Here is a 21,645-nt window from a genome sequence, read left to right as displayed (position 1 = left end):
AAGAACCAATCTTTGCTATAATGGTAGTTATGACTAACGAAGAAAAAAAATCAGCCTATGAATTAATGCTAGCACAGGCTAAGGTGCTTTTTGCCAATGAAGACAATGCTTTGGCCAACTTTTCTAATGCCTCAGCTCTCTTGAATACAACCCTGCCAAATTCTGTGTTCACAGGCTTCTACCTGATGGATAATGTCAAGAATGAGTTAATCCTTGGTCCTTTCCAAGGTAATGTTTCTTGTGTTCGAATTGCCCTAGGTAAGGGTGTTTGTGGCCAGTCTGCAGCTGAAAATAGAACCCTAATTGTCGAAGATGTCACCAAACACGACAATTACATCGCTTGTGATTCCTCTGCTCGAAGTGAAATTGTTGTACCAATGGTAAAAGATGGCAAATTAGTTGGTGTTCTCGATTTGGATTCTCACCAAGTAGGAGACTATAACGATGTAGACCAAGATTATCTTGAAGCATTTGTCAAAATTCTACTCGAGAAAACCGAGCTTACATTTGGAATGTTTGAGGTAAACTAATGTATCAAGCCTTATATCGTAAATACCGTAGTCAGACCTTTGGCGAAATGGTTGGTCAAAAAGTGATTTCAACCACGCTCAGACAGGCGGTAGAGTCAGAGAAAATCAGCCATGCCTATCTCTTTTCTGGGCCACGTGGTACCGGTAAAACCAGTGCAGCAAAAATCTTTGCCAAGGCTATGAACTGTCCTAATCAAGTTGATGGTGAGCCTTGTAATCACTGCGATATTTGTCGCGATATTACAAACGGAAGTCTCGAAGATGTTATCGAAATTGATGCGGCTTCCAATAATGGTGTAGATGAGATTCGTGAGATTCGTGATAAGTCAACCTATGCCCCAAGTCGTGCGACTTACAAGGTCTATATTATCGACGAAGTGCACATGCTTTCGACAGGTGCCTTCAATGCTCTTTTGAAGACTTTGGAAGAACCAACTGAAAATGTTGTTTTTATTCTGGCGACCACTGAATTACATAAGATTCCTGCAACCATCCTTTCTCGTGTCCAACGTTTTGAGTTTAAATCAATCAAGCAGGGAGTTATTAAAGAGCATTTGGCTTCAATTCTGGAAAAAGAAGGATTAACCTTTGATGATGAGACTTTGACCATTATTGCTCGTCGTGCTGAAGGTGGTATGCGTGATGCTTTGTCAATCTTAGACCAAGCACTGAGTCTTTCTCCTGACAATCATGTCAGCCAAGCTGTAGCTGAAGAAATCACTGGTTCTATTGGTTTGACAGCTTTAGATAGTTTTGTCGCTAACGTTCGCAATCAAGAGACTACGCAAGCTTTATCAAATCTTGAAACTCTTTTTGATAATGGTAAGTCTATGAGCCGTTTTGCGACGGATCTCTTGGAGTATTTCCGTGATCTTTTGATTGTCAAAGCGGGCGGAGAGAACAGTCACCATAGTCCCCTTTTTGAGGAGAATCTTTCTCTGGAGCAAGACCGACTTTTCCAATTGATTGACTTGGTTACAAGTGCCTTGCCAGAAATTAAAACTGGAACACATCCTAAAATCTATGCGGAAATGCTGACTATAAAATTGTCAGAGACTCATACTCAGGTTTCACAAGAAATTCCAGGGAATTTACAAGAAGAGTTAGATAGTCTTCGTCGCGAGGTAGAAGGTCTACGTAAAGCTCTTAAAGAGGGCAAAGTCCAAGGAGAAGTAGCACCAACTCGAAAAGCCAAACCTGCTTATCAGTACAAGGTGGATCGTGAAAAGATTCTCACGATTATGCGTGAAACCATGGAAAATCCTCAGAAATCACGCCAGTGTCTGGATGCCCTAAAGGCAACTTGGCCTGAAATCTTGGATTCTATTAGCCCACAAAATAGGGCACTTTTGAATGGCTCAGAGCCTGTATTAGCCAATCAGGAAAATGCCATCCTAGCCTTTAATGCTGCCTTTAATGCTGAACAGGTCATGAAACGCAGTGATCTCAATGATATGTTTGGTAATATCATGAGTTCAGCTGCCGGTTTCTCACCTAATATTATGGCTGTTCCAAAAGCAGAATTTGAAAAACTCCGCACAGAATTTGCACGAAGTCTCAAATCCAAAGAAGAATTAGAAAAAGAAGATCGTGAAGAGTATATCCCTCAAGAACTCGAGTTTCTCTCTGATGTAGTAGAAATAGAGGACTAAAAAGGTCCAGTGGACCTTTTTAGGTCCGAGCCAAGAAACACAAAAGCGAGGAGGTCCAGTGTAATTTGATAGATTTCTGAAGCTGTTCCATCCGTGTAAAAATGAAAAGAGCCTAGACTGCTTGTCCTAGGCTCTATCTATTGATATAATAATCTTATGATTCAACAAATTTTGTTTATTACGCTTGAAACTATTTTTGAAACGGTTTGTTTTAATTACAGTTTACAGCACGGCTATTACTTTTTTACAGCCTTTTTTGGTTATTTACTGTTTCGTCGTCTTTGGACAACTTACGTTGTTTCACGCATTGCGCGTGCAGCCGACAAGTCTACCAAGAAGTAAGGCTCACTTCGCCAGCGGTCAACCATTTTTCCTGACCATCATCAGTAAAAACGAGAAGTTGGCCCTTATCGCCAATTTCCTTGGCAATACCAGTATAAGTCCTTCCAGCTTGTTCAAAGGTCACTTGTTTGTCTAAAACGAGGGACTTTTCTTTATAAACTTTGACCAAATCGCTAGTAGGAATGGTTAAAAAGAGTTTCCAAATTTCTGAAATGAGCTGGTTTCGAGTGATGCTTGGTTTTTCAGAAGTAAAAAGACTAGTAGCTTTATTAGCTAACTCTTCAGGGAAATCAGTGATTGAGAAGTTAAGCCCAATCCCGATAATGACATCTGTGATGCGACCAGATTCGATAGAACTAATGGCTTCGGTAAGGATACCAGCCATTTTTTTGTTGTTGAGGTAGATGTCATTAACCCATTTGATTTCTGTATTGATGCCGGTTAGACGCTGGATAGCTTTGACAATAGCAGCTGCCACCATCATCGTATAAGGGGGTAACTCCTCAAAATGACAGTTGGGCTTTAAGTGGATACTCATGTAGATACCACCTTGTGGACTGGCAAAGAAGTGACGTTCAAATCGTCCTTTGGCTGCCTTTTGACTTGATGCCAGATATAGTGCAGGCGTCGGATTAATCTTTTCCATGCCATGTTTAGCATCTAGTTGGGTAGAGTTAGAATCTGGATTAAAGTAGACTGGAATGTTGAGTTGCTTAGAGATGTCTTGAGGAAGAAGAATATCTCCCTTTTCTAAATAGTAGCCTTTCTTGCGGACACTTGTAATGTCAATTCCTTGTTCTTGAAGTGTTTGAATTGCCTTCCAAATGGCTGTCCGTGAGACACCAAGGCTTTTAGCCAAGCTCTCTCCCGTCACAAAATCAGGACTCTTCGATAAGATGTCATAAACGTGTTCATAAGTTTTCATATCCTAAGTATAATACAAAAGATGGTAAAATGCTCACTATAACTTATTGATAAGGCTTGATAATAAATAACTATATGACTAGACTGAAAAAACATGATATAATAGACGGTAGTTATTAAGTCCCGATAAGGCAACAGTCATCCTAGAGTTGGCTGTTGGTTCTTTGTAACTTTTTAACGGCGTTTAGCTCTACCAGGAGCATAGCGTTTTACCTATTAGGAGACGGTTAAATCCGTGCTATCTAATACTATTTTTCATATTAAAAGGGGGACATTTTATATGTCAGAACGTAAACTTTTCACGTCTGAATCAGTATCTGAGGGGCATCCAGATAAAATTGCAGACCAAATTTCAGATGCCATTCTTGATGCGATTTTAGCAGAGGATCCAGATGCACACGTTGCAGCAGAAACAGCTGTCTACACTGGTTCTGTCCATGTTTTCGGTGAAGTTTCTACAACAGCTTATGTGGACATTAACCGTGTGGTTCGTGATACTATCGCTGAAATTGGTTATAACAATGCAGAATACGGCTTTGCGGCAGAATCTGTAGGGGTTCACCCATCATTGATTGAACAATCACCAGATATTGCTCAAGGTGTCAATGAAGCACTTGAAGTTCGTGGAACTGGTGATCAAGACCCACTTGATCTTATCGGAGCTGGTGACCAAGGTTTGATGTTTGGTTTTGCTATTGACGAAACTCCAGAGTTTATGCCACTTCCAGTTAGCCTTTCACATAAATTGGTTAAAAAATTGGCAGATTTGCGTAAATCTGGTGAGATTTCATACCTTCGTCCAGATGCTAAATCTCAGGTTACCGTTGAGTATGATGAGAATGACCAACCAGTACGTGTTGATACAGTCGTTATCTCAACGCAACACGATCCTGAAGCGACTAACGACCAAATTCGTCAAGATGTCATTGAAAAAGTCATTAAGGCAGTTATTCCAGCCGAATACTTGGATGATGAGACTAAGTTCTTTATCAACCCAACAGGTCGTTTTGTTATCGGAGGACCTCAAGGGGACTCTGGTTTGACTGGTCGTAAGATCATTGTTGATACTTATGGTGGCTACTCAAGACACGGTGGTGGTGCCTTCTCAGGTAAGGATGCCACTAAGGTTGACCGTTCAGCTTCATATGCAGCTCGCTACATTGCCAAAAACATCGTAGCTGCTGGTCTTGCTAAGAAAGCAGAAGTACAATTGGCTTATGCTATCGGTGTTGCTAACCCTGTGTCTGTCCGTGTTGATACTTTCGGAACGGCGACAGTTGCTGAAAGTAAACTTGAAGCTGCTGTCCGCGATCTCTTTGACTTGCGTCCGGCAGGTATCATTCAAATGCTGGATCTTAAACGTCCTATCTATCGTCAAACAGCGGCCTATGGTCACATGGGACGTACGGACATCGATCTTCCATGGGAAAAATTGGACAAGGTAGATGCCCTCAAAGCGGCTGTAGAAGCTTAAAAAGATTTAATATTACTTTCAATTTAATAATATCAAAGTAACAGAATTTAATTTTTTTGAATTCTGTTTTTTTGTTTTGAAAATAAATAATATGAATTTTCTGACTTTAAACACTTGTAAAGCCTATGGATTGAGTGATTTAAGGATAAAAACTACTAGCTATAGATAAATTCTTTTGGTGAAAACCTTTGAAAGGAGTTGAAAAATAAGAATAAATTGCTATAATAAAAGTGACGATGTAAATATAAAACTAGAGTCATTTTAGATTGATAGAGTAAGAAGAAATACCTTTAAATAAGGTTTAACAGGTGTTAGATAATCTAAAGTGATCTGGTTAGTTTGTGATTTCTTGGGGAAGCTAATCAACATAACAAGATATTTAGTTAGTCAATTTAATCTATTCTTTAATAATATTAATTTACATTAATGTTTATTTAGAATGATCTTGTTCTTTCTTATATTTTTAAAATCTTTAAGAATCTTCGAAAGAGATTCAGATGAGAGTTACGTGCTCACTCATTGGGGAGGAGGCCATAACTTTCAAAGAGCTTTCTTAAGAAAGGCATTACATGGTGGTCTTGAGATTATTGGGAAATACTTGAGACTAATGATTAGAATGGGTAGAGAGTGTAGTTAAGGGGACACTCTTAAAAGTGGGGAGAAGTTTATGAATATTTTGATACTTGGTAATACTGCTGGATTAACAAACGATTTCATTTTGAAAACGTTTCCTAATCAAGCAGTTTTTATTTTTGGTCATACAGGTGTAAAGAACTCTCGTAAGAATAAAATCACCGTATATACCAAACATTATGAGAACAATCAATTAGAAGATGTTTTTGATTTTCATGATTATGATCAAATCATCTATTTTTCGGAATATCTCAATTATGGACATGAAAGTTCAGGGGAGATTGAAAATCTCATCAGATTGTTAGAGTGTCTTAAAGATAGAAAAAACAAACGTTTACTTTACATTACAGGTCCTGTCCTTGAGGATGGGAAACGAAGCTTACAGACGACAACTAAGGATACCTTATTATCTTGGACTCGAGAATTTGGGGTCAACCTTAAAGTTCTGCATAGTCCCTTTCTTTATTCAGTCATTAATAAAGAAGATTATCTATATAAACTGTTTGTACGTTTAGACGATCATGAGCAGGTGGAGTTGAAGGAGTCATCACAAAGTCAGGCGACTTTTATCAGTCTATCTGACTTGGGAGATTTGCTTCACAAATTATGTGAGCGATGGAATGACATCTATGAAAGTATTATTATTCCGGATCCCTTCCAACTGACTTTTGGTGAGCTCTTGCAAGCTTTGGATAAATATTTCCCTAACAAGCAGGTTCATTTCTTAGAGGAAAGAAGAATTAGGAAATATGATAACGATCCTGAAAAGCACCATGATTTGCGTGATCGATTCGCTTGGTTTATGCGTTATGCCTTGGTGCGTGACTTGCCAGATATTTACGAAGACTATCAAAAGCAGCGAAAAGGTTCTTTACGTGTTTCTAAGTTCCGCAATATCGTAGATAATATCGTTAAGCAAAAGAGAAATAAGAAACTTGCTGCTGTTGTCGCGACTTTCTTAGTTTTTGAAGCTTTTCGATATATGACTCAAGGTCAGTTACAGTTCCAATTGACCGACCTACGTTTGCTCTTTGTTGTCTTGATTAGTACAGTTTTGGGCATGGGGTATGGCTTGTTCTCAGCAGTACTTGCAATTATTGGTTTGACAATCAGTCAAATTTTGTCTGGGACTAGTTGGCAATTGCTTCTATATAATACGGACCGTTGGGTGGCCTTTATTGCCTATATCTTTATCGCTGTTGTTTGTGGTTCTGTGGAAATGAAGAAAAAAGATGACAAGCTACAACTAGACAAACAGTTGGAAACAGTTAAGGAAGACTATCTTATCCTTAATCAATCCTACCATACATTACTTAATGAAAATAAAGACCTGAAAAATGCCTTGTTAGCAAGTCAAGATGGTCTTGGAAAAGCCTATTCTTACTTTGTGACTTTAGATCATGCTAGTGTTGAGAAGGTTCTCAGACAGACGATTGATTTGGTTTCAGAGATTTTGAATGCTCCTGTTTCACTTTATGGTGGTGGTCCTTTCCAATATGAACTTCTTTTGGGAGATAACGATAAGAAGCAAGTATCTTTGACAGATTTTAAAGAAGTTGGAGATGCCTTCGGTCATGGACGTGTCTGGGCTAATAAATCATTGCTTGAGAATCGTCCAGCTTATGCCATGGAAATTAGGACCAAGGTAGATGGTACCTTTATCATTTGGGTAGAGGCTGTTCCTTTTGAAGCTATGTCTACTAAAGTGTTAAACGAGCTTGAGGTTCTTTCAAAAATGAGTCGTTCTTTCATTGAAAAGGCAGAACTTCTTGAACAAGCTAGTCATCAAGGGAGGGTTGCACAATGATTCCAGTCCTAATTACTAGTATTTTAACGGTTTGTTACTTCCTATCTATAGCACTTGTCTATAAAGCCATTGTTAGTGGCAGATCAGATTTAACCATTTTTTACTTGATTTTCCCAATTGCTTTACCTTTCTTTGGTGCCGGTCTGATTCATATGATTTCTAAGCCAAATCCTGGTAGACACCGTCGTGGTCAAGAAGCAGCAGTTGGTGGCAAAATTAAAGATTTGACCATTGATTTTGGAAATATCGATGATTTTCAACGTCCTAAGGAATTGGTTGAAGAAGACATCGTTCCTCTTGAAGAATCTCTCTATTTGAATAAGGCTAAGGAAGCTCGTCAGCAATTGATGGGATTGGCTAATAATGATCCATCTCATTTTATGGATTTGCTCTACTTGGCCCGCTTAAATGAGGACAGTGAAATTGTTCACTACGCGACAACCTTTATTTCTGAAATTTCAAGTCAATACGATGAGAAGTTGAGTGCCTTTGAGAAACGTTTTGAAAAGGGTGAAGAAGACCTTGACCTCTTAACCGAGTATTGTGACTTTATGGAAGACTACCTATCTAAGGAACTTCTAAGCAAACAAATGGAAGGTTTGCTTCGTAAGGAGTACGAGGAGCGTCTCTTGCAGAAACTTAGTCATGGAACGACTGCTACGGACTTAGTGAGAGTTATCCATAATGAACTAGCTCTTGGTTTTTATGACTTGGCCCAAAAGCATTTGACACAGCTTTCAATTAAATCACATGCGGATGATGTGTATTATTTGTATTTGGAATATTACTATCAAACCGGTCAGTTTGCTGAATTTAAGAACATGATTCGTGAGATGCAAGGCAAAAAGGTTGTTCTTTCTAAGGATAAGCAAGATCTCTTGAACTTCTGGCAAGGAAAAGAGGTGATGGCATGAAATTAGGTAAAAAAAATGTTATTCGCAAAGAAACCTTGCTAGGTGTTGGTCTTATTTTGTGTCTGGCCATTGGACTCTTTGTTCAAAAGAAAGGGGAATGGTACCCGACTCAAGGTAAGGAAGCCTATCTAACAGGAAAAGTACCATCTACGGCTTCAGTCGTCAAAAATTTAGATAAAGATACGCTAGTTCTTTATGATAGTGAAAATGAAACGAGTCAGAGGGCTTGGAAACAGTTCGAGCAAATTCTAAAAGATATGCGTATGGGAGCTAAGTTAGTCGATGTGGCTAAACACGAGTCCTATTCGCTTTCCGACTATAAAAAAGTGGTTCTACTTGTAACTGACCTTTCTCGAATGGAGGACCAGGTTCAGCCACTCATGGATTGGACTGAAAAAGGCGGTCAAACCCTTTTTGCAGTAACTATGGGGAAAGAAAGTAATCTTGATGCCATTGATCACAATCTCGGCGTGAGTTATTCCAACTTTGAGATGGATGAGGTCAAGGAAATCTACGTGGATCCTGACTTCATGATTGGTGGGGGACGCAATTATAAAATTGAAGAACCTTTTGAGTCAGCCAGAAAAGTCTCTCTTGAAGGTGATGTTAAGGTGCATGCTAAAACAACAGATGATTCTCATACACCGTTGATTTGGGAAAAATCATACGGCAAAGGGAAGTTTGTCGTTGATAACCTTGGAATCTATGAGCGTAATGTCCGTGGTATTTATGCCGCTTCTTATAGCCTTTTGACTGAAGCGACAGTTTATCCGGTAATCAATGGCTCTACCTATTATATAGATGATTTCCCATCACCTGTTCCAGCTGGAGATGGTCGTTTCGTTAAACGTGATTACGACATGTCTGTGTCTGAATTTTATACCAATGTTTGGTGGCCAGACCTTCTTAAATTGCACGAAAAGTATGGTATCGTTCATACAGGTGTGGTCATTGAAAACTATGAGGCCCAGACAGACGGTAAAATTGTTCAACAAAATGATTTAGATCGTTTCAAATATTTTGGAAATTCGCTTTTGGCTAATGGTGGTGAGCTTGGTTATCATGGTTATAATCACCAACCTTTGAGTCCTTCATCTGTTAATTATGGTGAAAAGTATGCGAGCTACAAGACTTGGAAGGATAAGGCTGCTATGAAGGCTGGTCTGTCTGAGTTGATTCGTTTTGTCAACCAACTCTTTCCTAAAGCGCAAAAATCAGTCTACGTTCCACCATCAAACATTCTTTCGAAAGAAGGACGAGAGGTAATCGTTAATGATTTCCCAGAAATCAAGGCTATCTCAAGTAACTATTTCCCAGGGGATTTCACTTATTCGCAAGAGTTTGAAGTGTCGCCTGATGGAATGATTGAAGAGCCACGTACTGTCTCTGGTGCGGTTTGGGATGATTTCTCACAGATGACGGTCTTTTCTGAAATGAATATGCACTATGTTAATAACCACTTCCTTCACCCTGATGATGTTCTTGATGTCGATCGTGGTGCAGAATTGGGTTGGGCAAAGATGTATAAGGCTTTGGACAAGGAAGTTAGTTGGGTCCACAATATGTCACCTTCGCTTAGAAATCTAACAGGTTCAGAATTAGCAGGTGCTGTTCAGCGTTACGGTATTTTGAAAGTTTCTCAAAAATATACCAAAGACGCCCTAAAAATTGATCTTGAGAATTTTCATGATCATGCTTACCTTATGGTTCGTTTAAATCAAAACGAGGTTAAGAAGGTAAAAAATGGTAAGGTTACGCATTTAACGGGTGACCTTTACCTATTGGAGGCTACGAATAAGTCAGTCACCATTACATTAAAATAAGGCAAAATAGGGGAAAATGCCGATGAAGATATGTTTAATTCTTGAAGGGTCCTATCCGTATGTTCACGGTGGTGTCTCTACTTGGATGCATCAATATATTACAGAAATGAAAGAGCATGAATTTGTTCTTTGGGTTGTGGGGGCAACGCATGAACAAAAGGGGGAGTTTGTTTATGAACTTCCTGAAAATGTCGTAGAAGTACACGAAGTCTTTTTGGACTATGTTGTGCCAGATAAAGAAGACATAGAGCCATATCAGTTTACAGATGAGGAAAAACAAGCGCTTAAGGATATGGTTTTTTGCCAACAACCTGATTGGAAAGTCTTGTTTAAACTGTTACAAGATGGTAAGGTCGTTCCTAACGATCTCTTGAGTAGTGAGGCCTTTTTTCAGGTCTTAAAGGATCTTTGTAGTGAGCGCTACACACAGCTATCTTTTTCAGATGTTTTTCACACTATCCGTTCGATGCTGTTTCCACTTTTAAATATTTTATCCTGTCCACCTCCTGAAGCAGATGTTTACCACTCAATCTCTACAGGTTATGGTGGTATTCTTGCAACTTTGGGAAGTTTGACCTATGACAAACCTCTCTTCTTAACTGAACACGGGATTTATACGCGTGAACGTGAAGAAGAGTTGCTTCGTGCGAAGTGGGTTTTACCTACAATGCGCCATCAGTGGGTAAGATTCTTCTATATGTTGTCTGATGCGATTTATCAAAATGCTGAAAAAATTACCAGCCTCTTTACGAAGGCCAAGGAAATTCAGATTGAGATGGGGTGTGACCCAGAGAAATGTCAGGTTATCTCAAACGGGATTGACTATGATGCTTTTTCTCAAATTCCTTTGAAAGAATCGGATGGTTGGATTGATATCGGAGCTGTGGTTCGTTTGGCTCCAATCAAGGACATTAAAACCATGTTATATTCTTTCTACGAATTGGCCCAGCAGGTGCCAAACGTTCGTTTGCATATCATGGGTGGTATAGATGACCAAGAATATGCGGATGAGTGTTTTAGTTTGGCTGATAAGATGGATTTGGGAGATCGTCTCCTATTCACTGGTCGTGTTAATATTCGAGAATATATGAAGAAAATTGATTTTACGCTTTTGACCAGTCTTTCTGAGGGCTTGCCACTTTCTGTTTTGGAATCAATGGCGGCTAGTCGTCCTTGTGTGACGACAGATGTCGGATGTTGTCGAGAATTGCTAGAAGGTCGTGAGGATGACAATCTAGGGATTGCAGGATTTTGTGCACCACCTACTTGTACAGGGCCTCTTGCAGAAGCTATGAAGAAGATGGCGATTAATGATAAAAGACGGCTTGAAATGGGTGAAATTGCGCGTAAGCGTGTTGAAGCGATATATCAATATCCGCAAATGATTGGTCAGTACCGACGCTTATATGAGGAGGTGGCTGTTTAATGGCCGGTATTGGATTTGAATTACGTAAAATTTACAACGAGGATAGCCTTTTTTCAAAACAAAAGGCCTACGCTTATGCTGGAATTGTTTATACCGGTCCTATGCTTTTGGGGATTTTGCTTACAGCTGGTGTCGTTGTTCTAACAATGGTAGCGGGAATCAGTGAAAATGAGCGTGATTATATTCTTTCGAACTTAACCTACGCTATCATCTTTTCACTCGTGATTACCAGTCTCTTTTCTCTGGTGGTAACCCGCTTTGTTGCGGACATGCTCTACGAGAAAAAATTTGAGACTATTATCCCCTCATTTTATGCGTCGAGTGCTTTGATGCTTTTGATTGGGACACCGCTGTATGCGATTTATCTAGCCTTGGCTAGTCGAAGCTTAGCAGAAGTGGCTATGGGAGTTTTGCTCTTTGGTGAGCTCTGTCTCGTTTGGAATGTCATTACCTACTTGACAGCGATTAAATCCTATAAAGAAATTATCAAAGGTTTCTTTTTAGCGATTGGTGTGACGGTTGTCTCTGGATTACTTAGTATTTTCCTACATCAAAAGTATGGTATCTTCCTAAGTGTTTGTTTGGGATACGGTGGAATGATGTTTTGGATGGTTCGTCTCATCCATGACTATTTCCCATCTAATCTTAAAATGTCCTTTGAGTTTTTGAAATGGTTTGATCAATTTTCTGATCTTGCCAAGACAGGGCTTTACATGTTGGTGGCCCTCTTTGCTCATATTATTATTAACTGGTTTGGGCCAATTAGTAAGAGTTTTGACGGCTTCTTCCGTACAGCTCCAGTCTACGATGTGCCAGCCATGCTAGCCTACTTAACGACTTTAGTATCAACACTTAATTTCGTTATGTCTGTCGAGGTTTCCTTCTATCCGCATTTCCGACGTTATTTTAACCTCTACAATGAAGAGGGGAGTCTTTCGGATATCCAGGAAGCTGAAACTCAAATGCTGGATGTCATGAGTAACGAACTCAAATATGTTTTTTGGAAACAATTGCTAGCGACAATTTTCATTATGTTCTTCGGAAGCGTGGCCTTGACTTACTTACCAATTGGTTTTAACAATCAAATGCATGGTTACTTTTTAACGCTATGTCTGGCTTATGGTCTCTATGCTGTTGGTAACGTTAATATCTTGCTTTTGATGTATTTTGCAGATTATAAGGGTGCTAAGAAACTTGCCAAACACTTTGCTATTCTAACAGTAGTTTTGAGTTTTGGTTCTCAGTTCTTGGACTCAGCCTTCCTAGGCTACGCCTTCTTGATTTCTTCTCTTGTTCTTTTTATTGAAAGTGGTCAGGAAATCGATAAATACACAAGTGATCTTCAGTATCATTTCTTAGGAAGCCAAGCCATGGTATCTAAGAAAGACGTGGGCTATTTTGAAAAATGGACTGAGCGTTTAGAAAACATACAAAAGAGGTGGGGGAAATGAATAGGAAAAAGAGTTTAGCAGCAGTTTTGTTGCTCTGTACGGTCTTTGGTTTTACAGCATGCGGGACCAAGGAGCAAACAAAAAATGGTGTGACAACTAAAAAAGTAGATAAACAAGCGGCCACTGATATCTCTAATGTACACTTAAGAGACAAAAAGAGTCTCTATGATAAGGATCATACAAAGGTAACGACCATGTACCTGACTGTACGTCGTGGAGATGCTACAGAAAATCAAAATCACTCATGGTCTGAGGTCAACCAATATTCCGTTGAAGATTATCAGAAAATGCATGTTAAACGATATCAAGTAGCAGGACTCCTTCAAGTTGGGAACGAGGACGGTCCTGTCTCTGGTGAGTTAGGTTATGACCAAGACGTGCCAAATGCTAGTGTTCAGATTCGTGGGGAAAGTTCAAGTAAGAACGCCCAAAAGAACTACAAAATCAAGATTAAAAAGAACAAGGGTGAGTGGAACGGTCAACGTACAATCAACCTTAACAAACACCAGACTGAAGCCCTTCGCTTTAGAAATAAGTTGTCTTATGATCTAATGGAAGAGATTCCACAACTCATGGGTGCTAGAACGAGTTTTGTTCACCTCTACGTTAAAGATGAAACCTCTGACAATCCTTCAGGTAAATTTGAAGATTATGGTCTCTACACGCAAGTCGAACAGATTAACAAAAACTATCTGAAAGATCATGGTCTAGATGAAAATGCCAACCTTTATAAACCAAACTTCTTCGAATTCTTCCGCTATGAAGATACGATTGTTAAAGAAGATGATCCTAAATTTGATAAGGATAAATTCGAGAAACTTTTGGAAATCAAAGGTAGCCATGATCACACCAAACTTATTGATTTTCTAACCAAGCTCAACGATCCATCGGTGAAGATTGAAACCATCATGGACAAGTATGTAGATCCTGAGAATATCCAATATTGGATGGCCTTCCAGATGTTGCTTGGTAATGATGATACACAGAGTCGTAACATGTATCTCTATAGCCCACAAAACTCAACTAAATGGTACATCATTCCTTGGGATAACGATAGTATCCTGATGAAGAATGAACGTCGTTTGGTAAGTAAGGACAGCGACCAAGCCAATAGCTGGGAAGTCGGTGTCAGCAACTATTGGGGTAACCAACTTTTCCAACGTTTGCTCAAATCAAAAGAGTTCCGCAAGGGTCTAGATGAGAAGATGGATGAGCTACGTAAGACAATTACTGGTGACAAGATTACTTCTATGAGTAATGAATACGCAACAGTTATTAAACCTTACCTAGCTAAGATGCCTGACCAAATGCATGCTAAGACAACACCTGATAATTACGACAAGATTTTGGCAGATTTGCCAAATGAGTTGGAGAACAACTACAAGATTTACAAAACAAGTCTTGAAAAACCGCAACCATTCTTTATCAATAAGCCGGAAGTGGCCAATAACAAATTGAAATTAAGTTGGGGTGCCTCTTACGACTTCAATAACAGCAAGTTGACTTACACAGTTGAGTTAGCTAAAGACTATGAATTTAAAGACAAGGTCTTTGAAAAATCTGGTCTCAAGACCCTCAGTGCCGAAACAGATACCTTGCCTAAGGGACAATACTTTGTGCGTGTGACTGCAACTAATGAAGCAGGACAATCACAACGTGCCTTTGACTACTATGTCAATAGTGATAATTCAAAACAATTTGGTATCATGAGCTTCTTTGTCCTTGAAGATGGAAAAATTGGGGTAGATGGTTATGAAGACTAAAGAGAAGCCCTTTCGCCATGAGTTGAAATATGTCATCGGTGAACCAGAAAAGGCTCTGCTGACTGAACGTTTTAAACATTTGATTCAATTGGATAAGCATGCGACAAATGGTGGTTATACCATTAGGAGTCTTTATTTTGATGACTATTGGAATAGTGCCTATGCTGAAAAAGATGCAGGTATTCTGGTTCGTAAGAAGTATCGGATTCGTATCTATAATTTCGGTACCAATAGTATCAAACTAGAGCGTAAGAAAAAGGTAGATACCTACATTTTGAAAGAGGATGCACCTCTAACAGTTGAAGAATTTTATAAAATTATTGATGGGGACTATGACTTTCTCTTAAAAAGTCCATATCCTCTCTGTCAGGAATTTTACTATGAATGCGTTAGTAACATGTTGCGTCCACGGACCATCGTTGACTATGAGCGAGAGCCTTGGGTCTATGACTTTGGAACAGTTCGCTTAACCTTTGACCAAAATGTCAGAGTAGCGGTTGGAAGTTTTGATATTTTTGATCCAGACTTACCAACAATTCCAGTCATTGATCCAGAAAAGATGGTTTTCGAAGTTAAATACACAGAGTATCTGCCAAAGATTGTCCAGAGTGTCTTGCCAGGGAAAGCAGACATGATGGCTGTCTCTAAGTACGTATTGGCTTATGAAAAATCTCAGTATCTAAATGGTTTTGAATACTGGGAAGATGGGAATATATAAATAGGAAAAGTGCTAAGTTTGAAAGAACTTAGTATAAGAAGGGGAGTTTATGAGTGTTCAAGACTTTATAAAAAAATCAATTTTGCAGTCTGATAACTATGCGACGCAGTCGCCGTTTCGTATTGTTATCGTCTTGCTACTTGCCTTGTTGATTGGAGCCTTTATCTATAAGGTTTACCAGCATTTCTTTACAGGCGTTATTTATTCACGCAGTTTTGCCATGACCTTGGTCGGTATGACCTTGCTTACGTCAATGGTAACACTTGCAATCAGTTCAAACATCGTTATCTCACTTGGTATGGTCGGTGCCCTCTCTATCGTCCGTTACCGTACCGCTGTTAAGGATCCTATGGACTTGCTCTATCTGTTCTGGGCAATTACCTCAGGGATTACGGTAGGGGCAGGTATGTATGTCCTAGCCGTTGTAACGTCCCTTGTTATCCTACTGATGCTTATTGTCTTTAGCCGCTTGCAAGAGACTGGTAAGGTGTATATCGCTGTGGTTCACTATGATGGTGAGCACACAGGTGACAAAGTTATTCAAGAACTTGGTCGCATCAAACACTTTATCAAGTCTGAAACCATGCGAAAAGACAGTGTTGAGATGGCTATTGAAGTCTTTGTGAAAAATAACGACCTAACCTTCGTTGAAAATATTAAATCTATCGAAGGTGTCAAAGACCTTACGCTAATCCAATACAATGGCGAATACCATGGCTAGTAAACGTGAGAAGAAGAGTTGGAGTAGTCGAAAGAAGAAACTTTGGCTCGTCATCTGTCTAATCATCGTTACGAGTGGTCTTTATGCTATTTTTGTGTATTTGAATACTAGAAATACAGGTACCAAGTTTGAATATACGCTTTCAGACAAGAGCTTTGGGAATCCGCTCATGGGTTATGTCCCTTCAGCGGAAGAAAAAACAGTTTCTGAAGATGTTCATCTTGTCTATGTTGATATCACATGGAAAGAATTGGAACCTAAAAAGGGCCACTATAACTGGGAAACAATTGAAGAAAGTAACCAGTTCAAACGATGGAAGAAAGAAGGCAAGCAGGTCGTCTTACGTTTCTTGCTAGATTACCCTGGCAAATCAAGTCATAAGGATATCCCTGACTGGTTGGGAAATGAAATTTCTGACCTTGGGGATGCTTATAACACATCCTACGGTAAGGGATTTTCACCAAATTACCAAAATAAACTGCTTAGAAAATACTATAAAGAAGCTGTTACTGCTATGGGACAGCGTTGGGGCAATGATGATTTTATCGCCTACATCGAACTTGGTGGCTTAGGACACTGGGGCGAGTGGCATGTTCACTCAGATGCAGGCATTCGCCAATTACCACGAAAAGAAGTTCGTAAGGATTACATCGCACCGTTTCAACCAGCCTTTCCTAAAGCGAAGATTCTTATGAGAAGACCTTTTGATACAGGTTTGGAAGGTGATTTTGGAATCTATAATGATGTCTTTGGAGACAAATCAGCAACTAAAACCTGGTTAAATTGGATTCAAAATGGTGGCTCATACGATCAAACCCAAGAGCAGGCAGCCTTGAAAGCCATGCCTAAGGCTTGGGAAAAGGCTCCTATCGGTGGTGAATTAACAAGTTCACAGTCTATGTCTAGCTTACTAGGTAATAACTTAGATGAGTTAACTGAAGAAGCTAAGGCAGCTCATTTGACCTTCTTGGGTCCAAAGGTTGCTGAAGATATCGGTGACGGCCAAGCTGCCTATAAGGAGCTCTTGAAGAACATGGGCTATCGCCTCTGGGTATCAGGTTTGACAATCTCCAAAGGAGAGAGCAAGGTTGAGATTACCCTTAATTTGGAAAATTCTGGGGTTGCCCCTTTATATGGGGATTGGCCTGTGGTATTATACTTGTGTAATACTAATGGCAAGGTTCTTCAAGCACAACAACTTGAGTGTCGTTTGTCTGAATTGCTTCCTGATCAAACAACTGAACTTAAGGCAAGTTTCGCCTATTCTAAAGATCAGAACTATCAAGTGAAGCTAGGAATTCTATCTCCAATGACACAAGAGCCTTCGGTTCATTTTGCCATGAAAGGTTTTGAAGGAGAAGTCATGCCTAAATTAGCAACGATTCAAAAGGATCAAAAAGGCACTAGCAAGTAAGAAAGGAAAAATAAATGTCTATTTTAATTACAGGAGGAGCTGGCTATATTGGTAGCCACACAACCGTTGAACTCCTTAATGCAGGTTTCGATGTAGTCTTAGTTGACGACTTTTCAAATAGTTCACCAGCAGTACTTGAACGTTTGGAAAAGATTACAGGTAAAAAGTTTCCATTTTATCAAGGATCAATTTTAGATACTGATTTTTTGGATAAGGTTTTCACAAATGAAGATATTGAGTTAGTTATTCACTTTGCAGCCTTCAAGGCAGTAGGTGAATCTGTTCAAAAACCTTTGAAATATTATAAGAACAACATCAGTGGTACCATTACTCTCCTTGAAAAAATGAAGGAATACGATGTGAAAAACATTGTCTTCAGTTCAAGTGCCACAGTTTACGGTACCAATAATCCTTCTCCAATGACCGAAGATATGCCAACATTAGCTATCAACCCATACGGTTATACTAAGTTGATGATGGAACAAATTCTTACAGACGTAGCTGCATCAGATCCGTCATGGTCTGTCACAAATCTTCGTTATTTCAATCCTATCGGTGCTCATGAAAGTGGTTTGATTGGGGAATTGCCAAACGGTATTCCAAACAACCTGATGCCATATATTACACAAGTAGCTATCGGTAAACTGCCTGAGCTTAACGTCTTTGGGGATGACTATCCAACTCCAGATGGTACAGGTGTGCGTGACTACATTCACGTTCTTGACTTGGCCTCAGGTCACTTGGCTGCTGTCAAATATAATTTGAGTCACAAAGGTGCTGAAATTTTCAACTTGGGTACCGGACATGGTTATAGCGTTTTGGATCTTGTTAAGACTTTCGAAGCTGAAAACAAGGTTGCTATCCCATACCGTATTCAAGGACGTCGTGCTGGTGATATTGCTACTTGCTATGCCTCTCCTGAAAAGGCCAAAGAAGTCCTTGGCTGGGAAGCTAAGAAGACCTTGAAAGAAATGGTTAGAGATTCTTGGCGTTGGCAAACGACTAACCCAAATGGTTATGAAGACTAAGTAGCTTAGCTCAAATTATCAGTTCCTAGAGAGTGTAAGATAAGCACTAGATTGTTTTAAACTATCCCTAATCTAGTAGCTTCAAAAATAAAAAGAAGAGGAGTGGAAGCAGTCACTAAATGATTACAGATTTAGAACTGTCTCACCCTCTTTTTATGTTTTAGCTTAGCTTTCTATGGTATAATGAAATTATGACTATTATTAATCAATTCGTCACTTTGGCGAGTCACCTTGTATTTATAGGATTGAGCTACCAAATGCTGATTAGCCTCTTTGATTGGGCGAAGATTATCAAAAATCCAATTGAAAATACTGGAAAATTGAAACTCTTTTTGCTCTTTATCAGTATTGCCTTAGGCTATCTTATCAGCTCCTTTGTTCTGTCGGTTTTAGCTTTTGGACAGAATATGGCTAGCTCGATTTCTTAAATTAGTGATTTTAAAAGACTTTTGATATAATACAAAAAGATGAAAATGACCCTTGAAAGGAATCCTTATGGATAAAATTATTGTGCAGGGTGGCAACACTCGATTAAGTGGTGAGGTTGTCATTGAAGGTGCTAAAAACGCTGTCCTCCCTTTGTTGGCGGCGACTATCTTGGCCTCAGAAGGTCAAACAACCTTAACTAATGTTCCAATCTTGTCAGATGTTTACACGATGAATAATGTTGTTCGTGGTTTAGATATTGCTGTAGACTTTGACGAGGAAAACAATACCGTTGTCGTTGATGCTAGTGGAGAAATTCTCGATCAAGCACCATACGAGTATGTTAGCAAGATGCGTGCGTCAATTGTAGTTCTTGGACCTATTCTTGCTCGTAATGGTCACGCTAAGGTTTCAATGCCTGGCGGTTGTACGATTGGTAGTCGTCCAATCGACCTCCACCTCAAAGGTTTAGAAGCAATGGGTGCTAAAATTACCCAAGTTGGTGGTGACATTACTGCGACAGCAGAAAACCTTAAAGGTGCAACTATTTATATGGACTTCCCATCTGTTGGTGCCACTCAAAACCTTATGATGGCAGCAACTTTGGCTGATGGTGTTACAACCATTGAAAATGCTGCGCGTGAACCAGAAATTGTTGACTTGGCCCTTCTTCTTAACGAGATGGGAGCAGACGTTAAAGGTGCTGGAACTGAAACACTCGTGATTAAAGGTGTTAAAGCTCTCCATGGTACTAAACATGCAGTTGTTCAGGACCGTATTGAAGCAGGTACCTTTATGGTAGCAGCGGCTATGACTTCTGGAGATGTCCTCATCAAAGACGCTATCTGGGAACATAACCGTCCTTTGATTTCAAAATTATTGGAAATGGGTGTCGATGTTAAGGAAGAAGAAGGCGGTATTCGTGTTAAATCTGATGTTTCACAATTGAAACCAGTAACCGTTAAAACTCTACCTCACCCAGGTTTCCCAACTGACATGCAAGCTCAATTTACAGCACTTATGGCAGTGGTAAATGGGGAATCAACCATGATTGAAACTGTCTTTGAGAATCGCTTCCAACACTTGGAAGAAATGCGTCGTATGGGACTTCATTCAGAAATCCTTCGTGATACGGCTATGATTCACGGTGGTTTGCCACTTCAAGGTGCTCAAGTTATGTCTACTGACCTTCGAGCTTCGGCAGCACTTATTCTTACAGGAATGGTAGCTGAAGGAACAACGACTGTTGGTAAATTGACACACTTGGATCGTGGTTACTATCAATTCCATGAGAAACTAGCTAAACTAGGAGCAAATATTTCACGTGTAAGTGAGGCTTAGTATGGAAACTGGTAAAGGCTATGTTTTTCGTCAATTATTACTTGTTTTAAGTGTGTGTGTGATTGGCCTTGCTTTTCTAGCTATCGGCTTGATGGTTGGCTATGCTGTTTTAGGAGAGGGCAAGGATCCGATAAGCATCTTAAAACCAGAAACTTGGCAGGCAATTGTTGCTAAATTTACAGGAAAATAAAAGGGAGTGGGAAGTAATCCCGCTCCTTTAGTCATGACATACATATAAAAGAAAGAGAACAATGGCAAAAAGAAAGACATCTTTAACAAATAAACAGAAACGTCAGCTAGTCTCGTTACTAATAGCGGTTTTGATTGCAGTTTTAGGTTACATTGGAACGAGTAATAAGCTCTCACCTAACAATCCAATCAAGCAGGTAGCTAGTCTAGTCTCGGGAAAATCCAATAACTCCGCCAAATCAAACGGCTCAACAAGTGGGCAGTCTACGCCACAAGAGCAGCTCGCTGAGACAGTGATGACCAGCTCCGTCAAGAGTCAACTAGGAAACACCATAGAATGGAATGGGGCAGGAGCTTATATTGTTAACGGTAATAAAACCAATCTTAATGCTAAGGTATCTAGCCAACCCTACGCTAATAACCAAGTCAAAACAGTTCAAGGACAAACGGTTCCTACAGTTGCGAATGCCTTGTTAAGTAAAGCGACCAGACAGTACAAAAATCGTCAAGAAACAGGGAATGGCTCAACTTCTTGGACACCAGCTGGATGGCATCAAGTTCACAATCTTTCAGGAGAGTATAGCCATGCCGTAGACCGAGGTCATTTGTTAGGTTATGCTCTAGTAGGTGGTCTTAAAGGATTTGATGCCTCGACTTCAAATCCAGAAAATATTGCCGTTCAAACTGCTTGGGCTAACCAAGCTAATAGTGAAACTTCCACAGGCCAAAACTATTATGAAAGCCTGGTACGAAAAGCTCAGGATAAAAACAAACGTGTCCGTTACCGCGTTACCCTCATTTATGAAGGAGATAACCTGATTCCATCAGGATCACATCTTGAAGCCAAGTCAGCTGATGGCTCGCTTGAGTTCAACGTCTTCGTTCCAAATGTCCAACAGGGAATTACCCTAGATTATTATTCAGGGAAAGTAACGGTGAATTAACGAAACAAACGACTCCGGTTGGAGTCGTTTTTAGTATCCAGCAAAATAAAAACCCACCGGCAGGTGAGTTTTTGTTTTATTCACTAGCTTGCTCCCATTGTTTAGAGAGGTAGCGAGAGTAGCTA

19 protein-coding genes are annotated in these 21,645 nt (G+C 39.7%); 18 read left to right on the top strand and 1 reads right to left on the bottom strand.

The window, feature by feature from the left end:
- The first annotated feature begins 29 nt into the window (after positions 1 to 29).
- The 3 genes from HMPREF2607_RS05035 to HMPREF2607_RS05025 all read left to right on the top strand — a co-directional run bounded on the left by HMPREF2607_RS05035 (position 30) and on the right by HMPREF2607_RS05025 (position 2,524).
- Positions 30 to 530 (top strand): GAF domain-containing protein, encoded by a 501-nt coding sequence (locus HMPREF2607_RS05035; protein ID WP_315940789.1) that lies wholly within the window; start codon positions 30 to 32, stop codon positions 528 to 530.
- Positions 530 to 2,182: a DNA polymerase III subunit gamma/tau gene (dnaX, locus tag HMPREF2607_RS05030; protein WP_070476226.1), complete on the top strand. Its 1,653-nt coding sequence runs from the start codon at positions 530 to 532 to the stop codon at positions 2,180 to 2,182. Before HMPREF2607_RS05035 ends, dnaX begins: the two co-directional genes overlap by 1 nt.
- A gap of 156 nt (positions 2,183 to 2,338) precedes the next feature.
- Positions 2,339 to 2,524 carry a DUF3272 family protein gene (locus HMPREF2607_RS05025; protein ID WP_002883500.1) on the top strand — a complete coding sequence of 62 codons (186 nt, stop codon included), beginning with the start codon at positions 2,339 to 2,341 and terminating at the stop codon, positions 2,522 to 2,524.
- Here the strand turns inward: HMPREF2607_RS05025 and birA are convergent.
- Positions 2,511 to 3,449: a bifunctional biotin--[acetyl-CoA-carboxylase] ligase/biotin operon repressor BirA gene (gene birA / locus HMPREF2607_RS05020; protein WP_021146940.1), complete on the bottom strand. Its 939-nt coding sequence runs from the start codon at positions 3,447 to 3,449 to the stop codon at positions 2,511 to 2,513. The genes HMPREF2607_RS05025 and birA overlap by 14 nt on opposite strands.
- A 279-nt stretch (positions 3,450 to 3,728) precedes the next feature.
- On the opposite strand from birA, the gene metK reads away from it, so the two are divergent.
- From metK to HMPREF2607_RS04945, 15 genes are all read left to right on the top strand, one after another.
- Positions 3,729 to 4,922: a methionine adenosyltransferase gene (gene metK / locus HMPREF2607_RS05015; protein ID WP_014634398.1), complete on the top strand. Its 1,194-nt coding sequence runs from the start codon at positions 3,729 to 3,731 to the stop codon at positions 4,920 to 4,922.
- 667 nt (positions 4,923 to 5,589) lie between these two features.
- Positions 5,590 to 7,362, top strand: coding sequence for a DUF4118 domain-containing protein (locus HMPREF2607_RS05010; protein WP_070476222.1), 1,773 nt, complete (start codon positions 5,590 to 5,592; stop codon positions 7,360 to 7,362).
- Positions 7,359 to 8,276: a hypothetical protein gene (locus tag HMPREF2607_RS05005; protein ID WP_070476219.1), complete on the top strand. Its 918-nt coding sequence runs from the start codon at positions 7,359 to 7,361 to the stop codon at positions 8,274 to 8,276. Before HMPREF2607_RS05010 ends, HMPREF2607_RS05005 begins: the two co-directional genes overlap by 4 nt.
- Positions 8,273 to 10,099 carry a DUF2194 domain-containing protein gene (locus HMPREF2607_RS05000; RefSeq protein ID WP_070476216.1) on the top strand — a complete coding sequence of 609 codons (1,827 nt, stop codon included), beginning with the start codon at positions 8,273 to 8,275 and terminating at the stop codon, positions 10,097 to 10,099. The genes HMPREF2607_RS05005 and HMPREF2607_RS05000 overlap by 4 nt, the downstream gene beginning before the upstream one ends.
- Positions 10,100 to 10,121: 22 nt before the next feature.
- Positions 10,122 to 11,525, top strand: coding sequence for a GT4 family glycosyltransferase PelF (pelF, locus tag HMPREF2607_RS04995; RefSeq protein WP_070476214.1), 1,404 nt, complete (start codon positions 10,122 to 10,124; stop codon positions 11,523 to 11,525).
- A complete protein-coding gene (gene pelG, locus HMPREF2607_RS04990) occupies positions 11,525 to 12,976 on the top strand; it encodes an exopolysaccharide Pel transporter PelG (RefSeq protein ID WP_048790583.1) in 1,452 nt (483 codons plus the stop codon). The genes pelF and pelG overlap by 1 nt, the downstream gene beginning before the upstream one ends.
- Entirely contained in the window at positions 12,973 to 14,739 is a 1,767-nt protein-coding gene (locus HMPREF2607_RS04985; RefSeq protein ID WP_048790584.1) for a CotH kinase family protein, read from the top strand. The genes pelG and HMPREF2607_RS04985 overlap by 4 nt, the downstream gene beginning before the upstream one ends.
- Complete coding sequence (locus HMPREF2607_RS04980; protein WP_064521079.1) at positions 14,729 to 15,457, top strand: polyphosphate polymerase domain-containing protein; 729 nt, start codon at positions 14,729 to 14,731, stop codon at positions 15,455 to 15,457. Before HMPREF2607_RS04985 ends, HMPREF2607_RS04980 begins: the two co-directional genes overlap by 11 nt.
- Before the next feature lie 49 nt (positions 15,458 to 15,506).
- Positions 15,507 to 16,178, top strand: coding sequence for a DUF4956 domain-containing protein (locus HMPREF2607_RS04975; protein WP_002883515.1), 672 nt, complete (start codon positions 15,507 to 15,509; stop codon positions 16,176 to 16,178).
- Positions 16,171 to 17,592 carry a DUF4832 domain-containing protein gene (locus tag HMPREF2607_RS04970; RefSeq protein ID WP_014634404.1) on the top strand — a complete coding sequence of 474 codons (1,422 nt, stop codon included), beginning with the start codon at positions 16,171 to 16,173 and terminating at the stop codon, positions 17,590 to 17,592. The genes HMPREF2607_RS04975 and HMPREF2607_RS04970 overlap by 8 nt, the downstream gene beginning before the upstream one ends.
- Before the next feature lie 14 nt (positions 17,593 to 17,606).
- Positions 17,607 to 18,620, top strand: a complete 1,014-nt coding sequence (gene galE, locus HMPREF2607_RS04965) for a UDP-glucose 4-epimerase GalE (protein WP_014634405.1) — start codon at positions 17,607 to 17,609, stop codon at positions 18,618 to 18,620.
- A gap of 191 nt (positions 18,621 to 18,811) precedes the next feature.
- Positions 18,812 to 19,048, top strand: coding sequence for a DUF1146 family protein (locus tag HMPREF2607_RS04960; protein ID WP_013990686.1), 237 nt, complete (start codon positions 18,812 to 18,814; stop codon positions 19,046 to 19,048).
- A gap of 67 nt (positions 19,049 to 19,115) precedes the next feature.
- The gene (gene murA / locus HMPREF2607_RS04955; protein WP_013990685.1) at positions 19,116 to 20,387 is read left to right on the top strand and encodes a UDP-N-acetylglucosamine 1-carboxyvinyltransferase; all 1,272 of its coding nucleotides are present in this window, start codon (positions 19,116 to 19,118) and stop codon (positions 20,385 to 20,387) included.
- Between the two features lies 1 nt (position 20,388).
- Positions 20,389 to 20,577 (top strand): DNA-directed RNA polymerase subunit beta, encoded by a 189-nt coding sequence (locus HMPREF2607_RS04950; protein WP_013990684.1) that lies wholly within the window; start codon positions 20,389 to 20,391, stop codon positions 20,575 to 20,577.
- A gap of 61 nt (positions 20,578 to 20,638) precedes the next feature.
- Positions 20,639 to 21,520 (top strand): DNA/RNA non-specific endonuclease, encoded by an 882-nt coding sequence (locus HMPREF2607_RS04945; RefSeq protein WP_014634406.1) that lies wholly within the window; start codon positions 20,639 to 20,641, stop codon positions 21,518 to 21,520.
- Positions 21,521 to 21,645 lie beyond the last annotated feature (125 nt).

The organism is Streptococcus sp. HMSC078H03, from assembly GCF_001808655.1.
In the GTDB taxonomy this organism is placed as follows: Bacteria; Bacillota; Bacilli; order Lactobacillales; family Streptococcaceae; genus Streptococcus; species Streptococcus salivarius_G.
The sequence above is the reverse complement of the archived record's forward strand: the minus strand, read 5'-3'. Positions and strand labels throughout refer to the sequence as shown.

Excerpts from the sequence above, each read along its gene's own strand:
- HMPREF2607_RS05025 (WP_002883500.1), top strand. The coding sequence starts at position 2,339 with ATGATTCAACAAATTTTGTTTATTACGCTTGAAACTATTTTTGAAACG.
- dnaX (WP_070476226.1), top strand. The coding sequence starts at position 530 with ATGTATCAAGCCTTATATCGTAAATACCGTAGTCAGACCTTTGGCGAA.
- metK (WP_014634398.1), top strand. The coding sequence starts at position 3,729 with ATGTCAGAACGTAAACTTTTCACGTCTGAATCAGTATCTGAGGGGCAT.
- HMPREF2607_RS05010 (WP_070476222.1), top strand. The coding sequence starts at position 5,590 with ATGAATATTTTGATACTTGGTAATACTGCTGGATTAACAAACGATTTC.
- pelG (WP_048790583.1), top strand. The coding sequence starts at position 11,525 with ATGGCCGGTATTGGATTTGAATTACGTAAAATTTACAACGAGGATAGC.
- pelF (WP_070476214.1), top strand. The coding sequence starts at position 10,122 with ATGAAGATATGTTTAATTCTTGAAGGGTCCTATCCGTATGTTCACGGT.
- birA (WP_021146940.1), bottom strand. The coding sequence starts at position 3,449 with ATGAAAACTTATGAACACGTTTATGACATCTTATCGAAGAGTCCTGAT.
- HMPREF2607_RS04970 (WP_014634404.1), top strand. The coding sequence starts at position 16,171 with ATGGCTAGTAAACGTGAGAAGAAGAGTTGGAGTAGTCGAAAGAAGAAA.
- HMPREF2607_RS05005 (WP_070476219.1), top strand. The coding sequence starts at position 7,359 with ATGATTCCAGTCCTAATTACTAGTATTTTAACGGTTTGTTACTTCCTA.
- HMPREF2607_RS04950 (WP_013990684.1), top strand. The coding sequence starts at position 20,389 with ATGGAAACTGGTAAAGGCTATGTTTTTCGTCAATTATTACTTGTTTTA.
- HMPREF2607_RS04980 (WP_064521079.1), top strand. The coding sequence starts at position 14,729 with ATGAAGACTAAAGAGAAGCCCTTTCGCCATGAGTTGAAATATGTCATC.
- HMPREF2607_RS04975 (WP_002883515.1), top strand. The coding sequence starts at position 15,507 with ATGAGTGTTCAAGACTTTATAAAAAAATCAATTTTGCAGTCTGATAAC.
- HMPREF2607_RS04945 (WP_014634406.1), top strand. The coding sequence starts at position 20,639 with ATGGCAAAAAGAAAGACATCTTTAACAAATAAACAGAAACGTCAGCTA.
- HMPREF2607_RS05000 (WP_070476216.1), top strand. The coding sequence starts at position 8,273 with ATGAAATTAGGTAAAAAAAATGTTATTCGCAAAGAAACCTTGCTAGGT.
- HMPREF2607_RS04985 (WP_048790584.1), top strand. The coding sequence starts at position 12,973 with ATGAATAGGAAAAAGAGTTTAGCAGCAGTTTTGTTGCTCTGTACGGTC.
- HMPREF2607_RS05035 (WP_315940789.1), top strand. The coding sequence starts at position 30 with ATGACTAACGAAGAAAAAAAATCAGCCTATGAATTAATGCTAGCACAG.
- galE (WP_014634405.1), top strand. The coding sequence starts at position 17,607 with ATGTCTATTTTAATTACAGGAGGAGCTGGCTATATTGGTAGCCACACA.
- murA (WP_013990685.1), top strand. The coding sequence starts at position 19,116 with ATGGATAAAATTATTGTGCAGGGTGGCAACACTCGATTAAGTGGTGAG.
- HMPREF2607_RS04960 (WP_013990686.1), top strand. The coding sequence starts at position 18,812 with ATGACTATTATTAATCAATTCGTCACTTTGGCGAGTCACCTTGTATTT.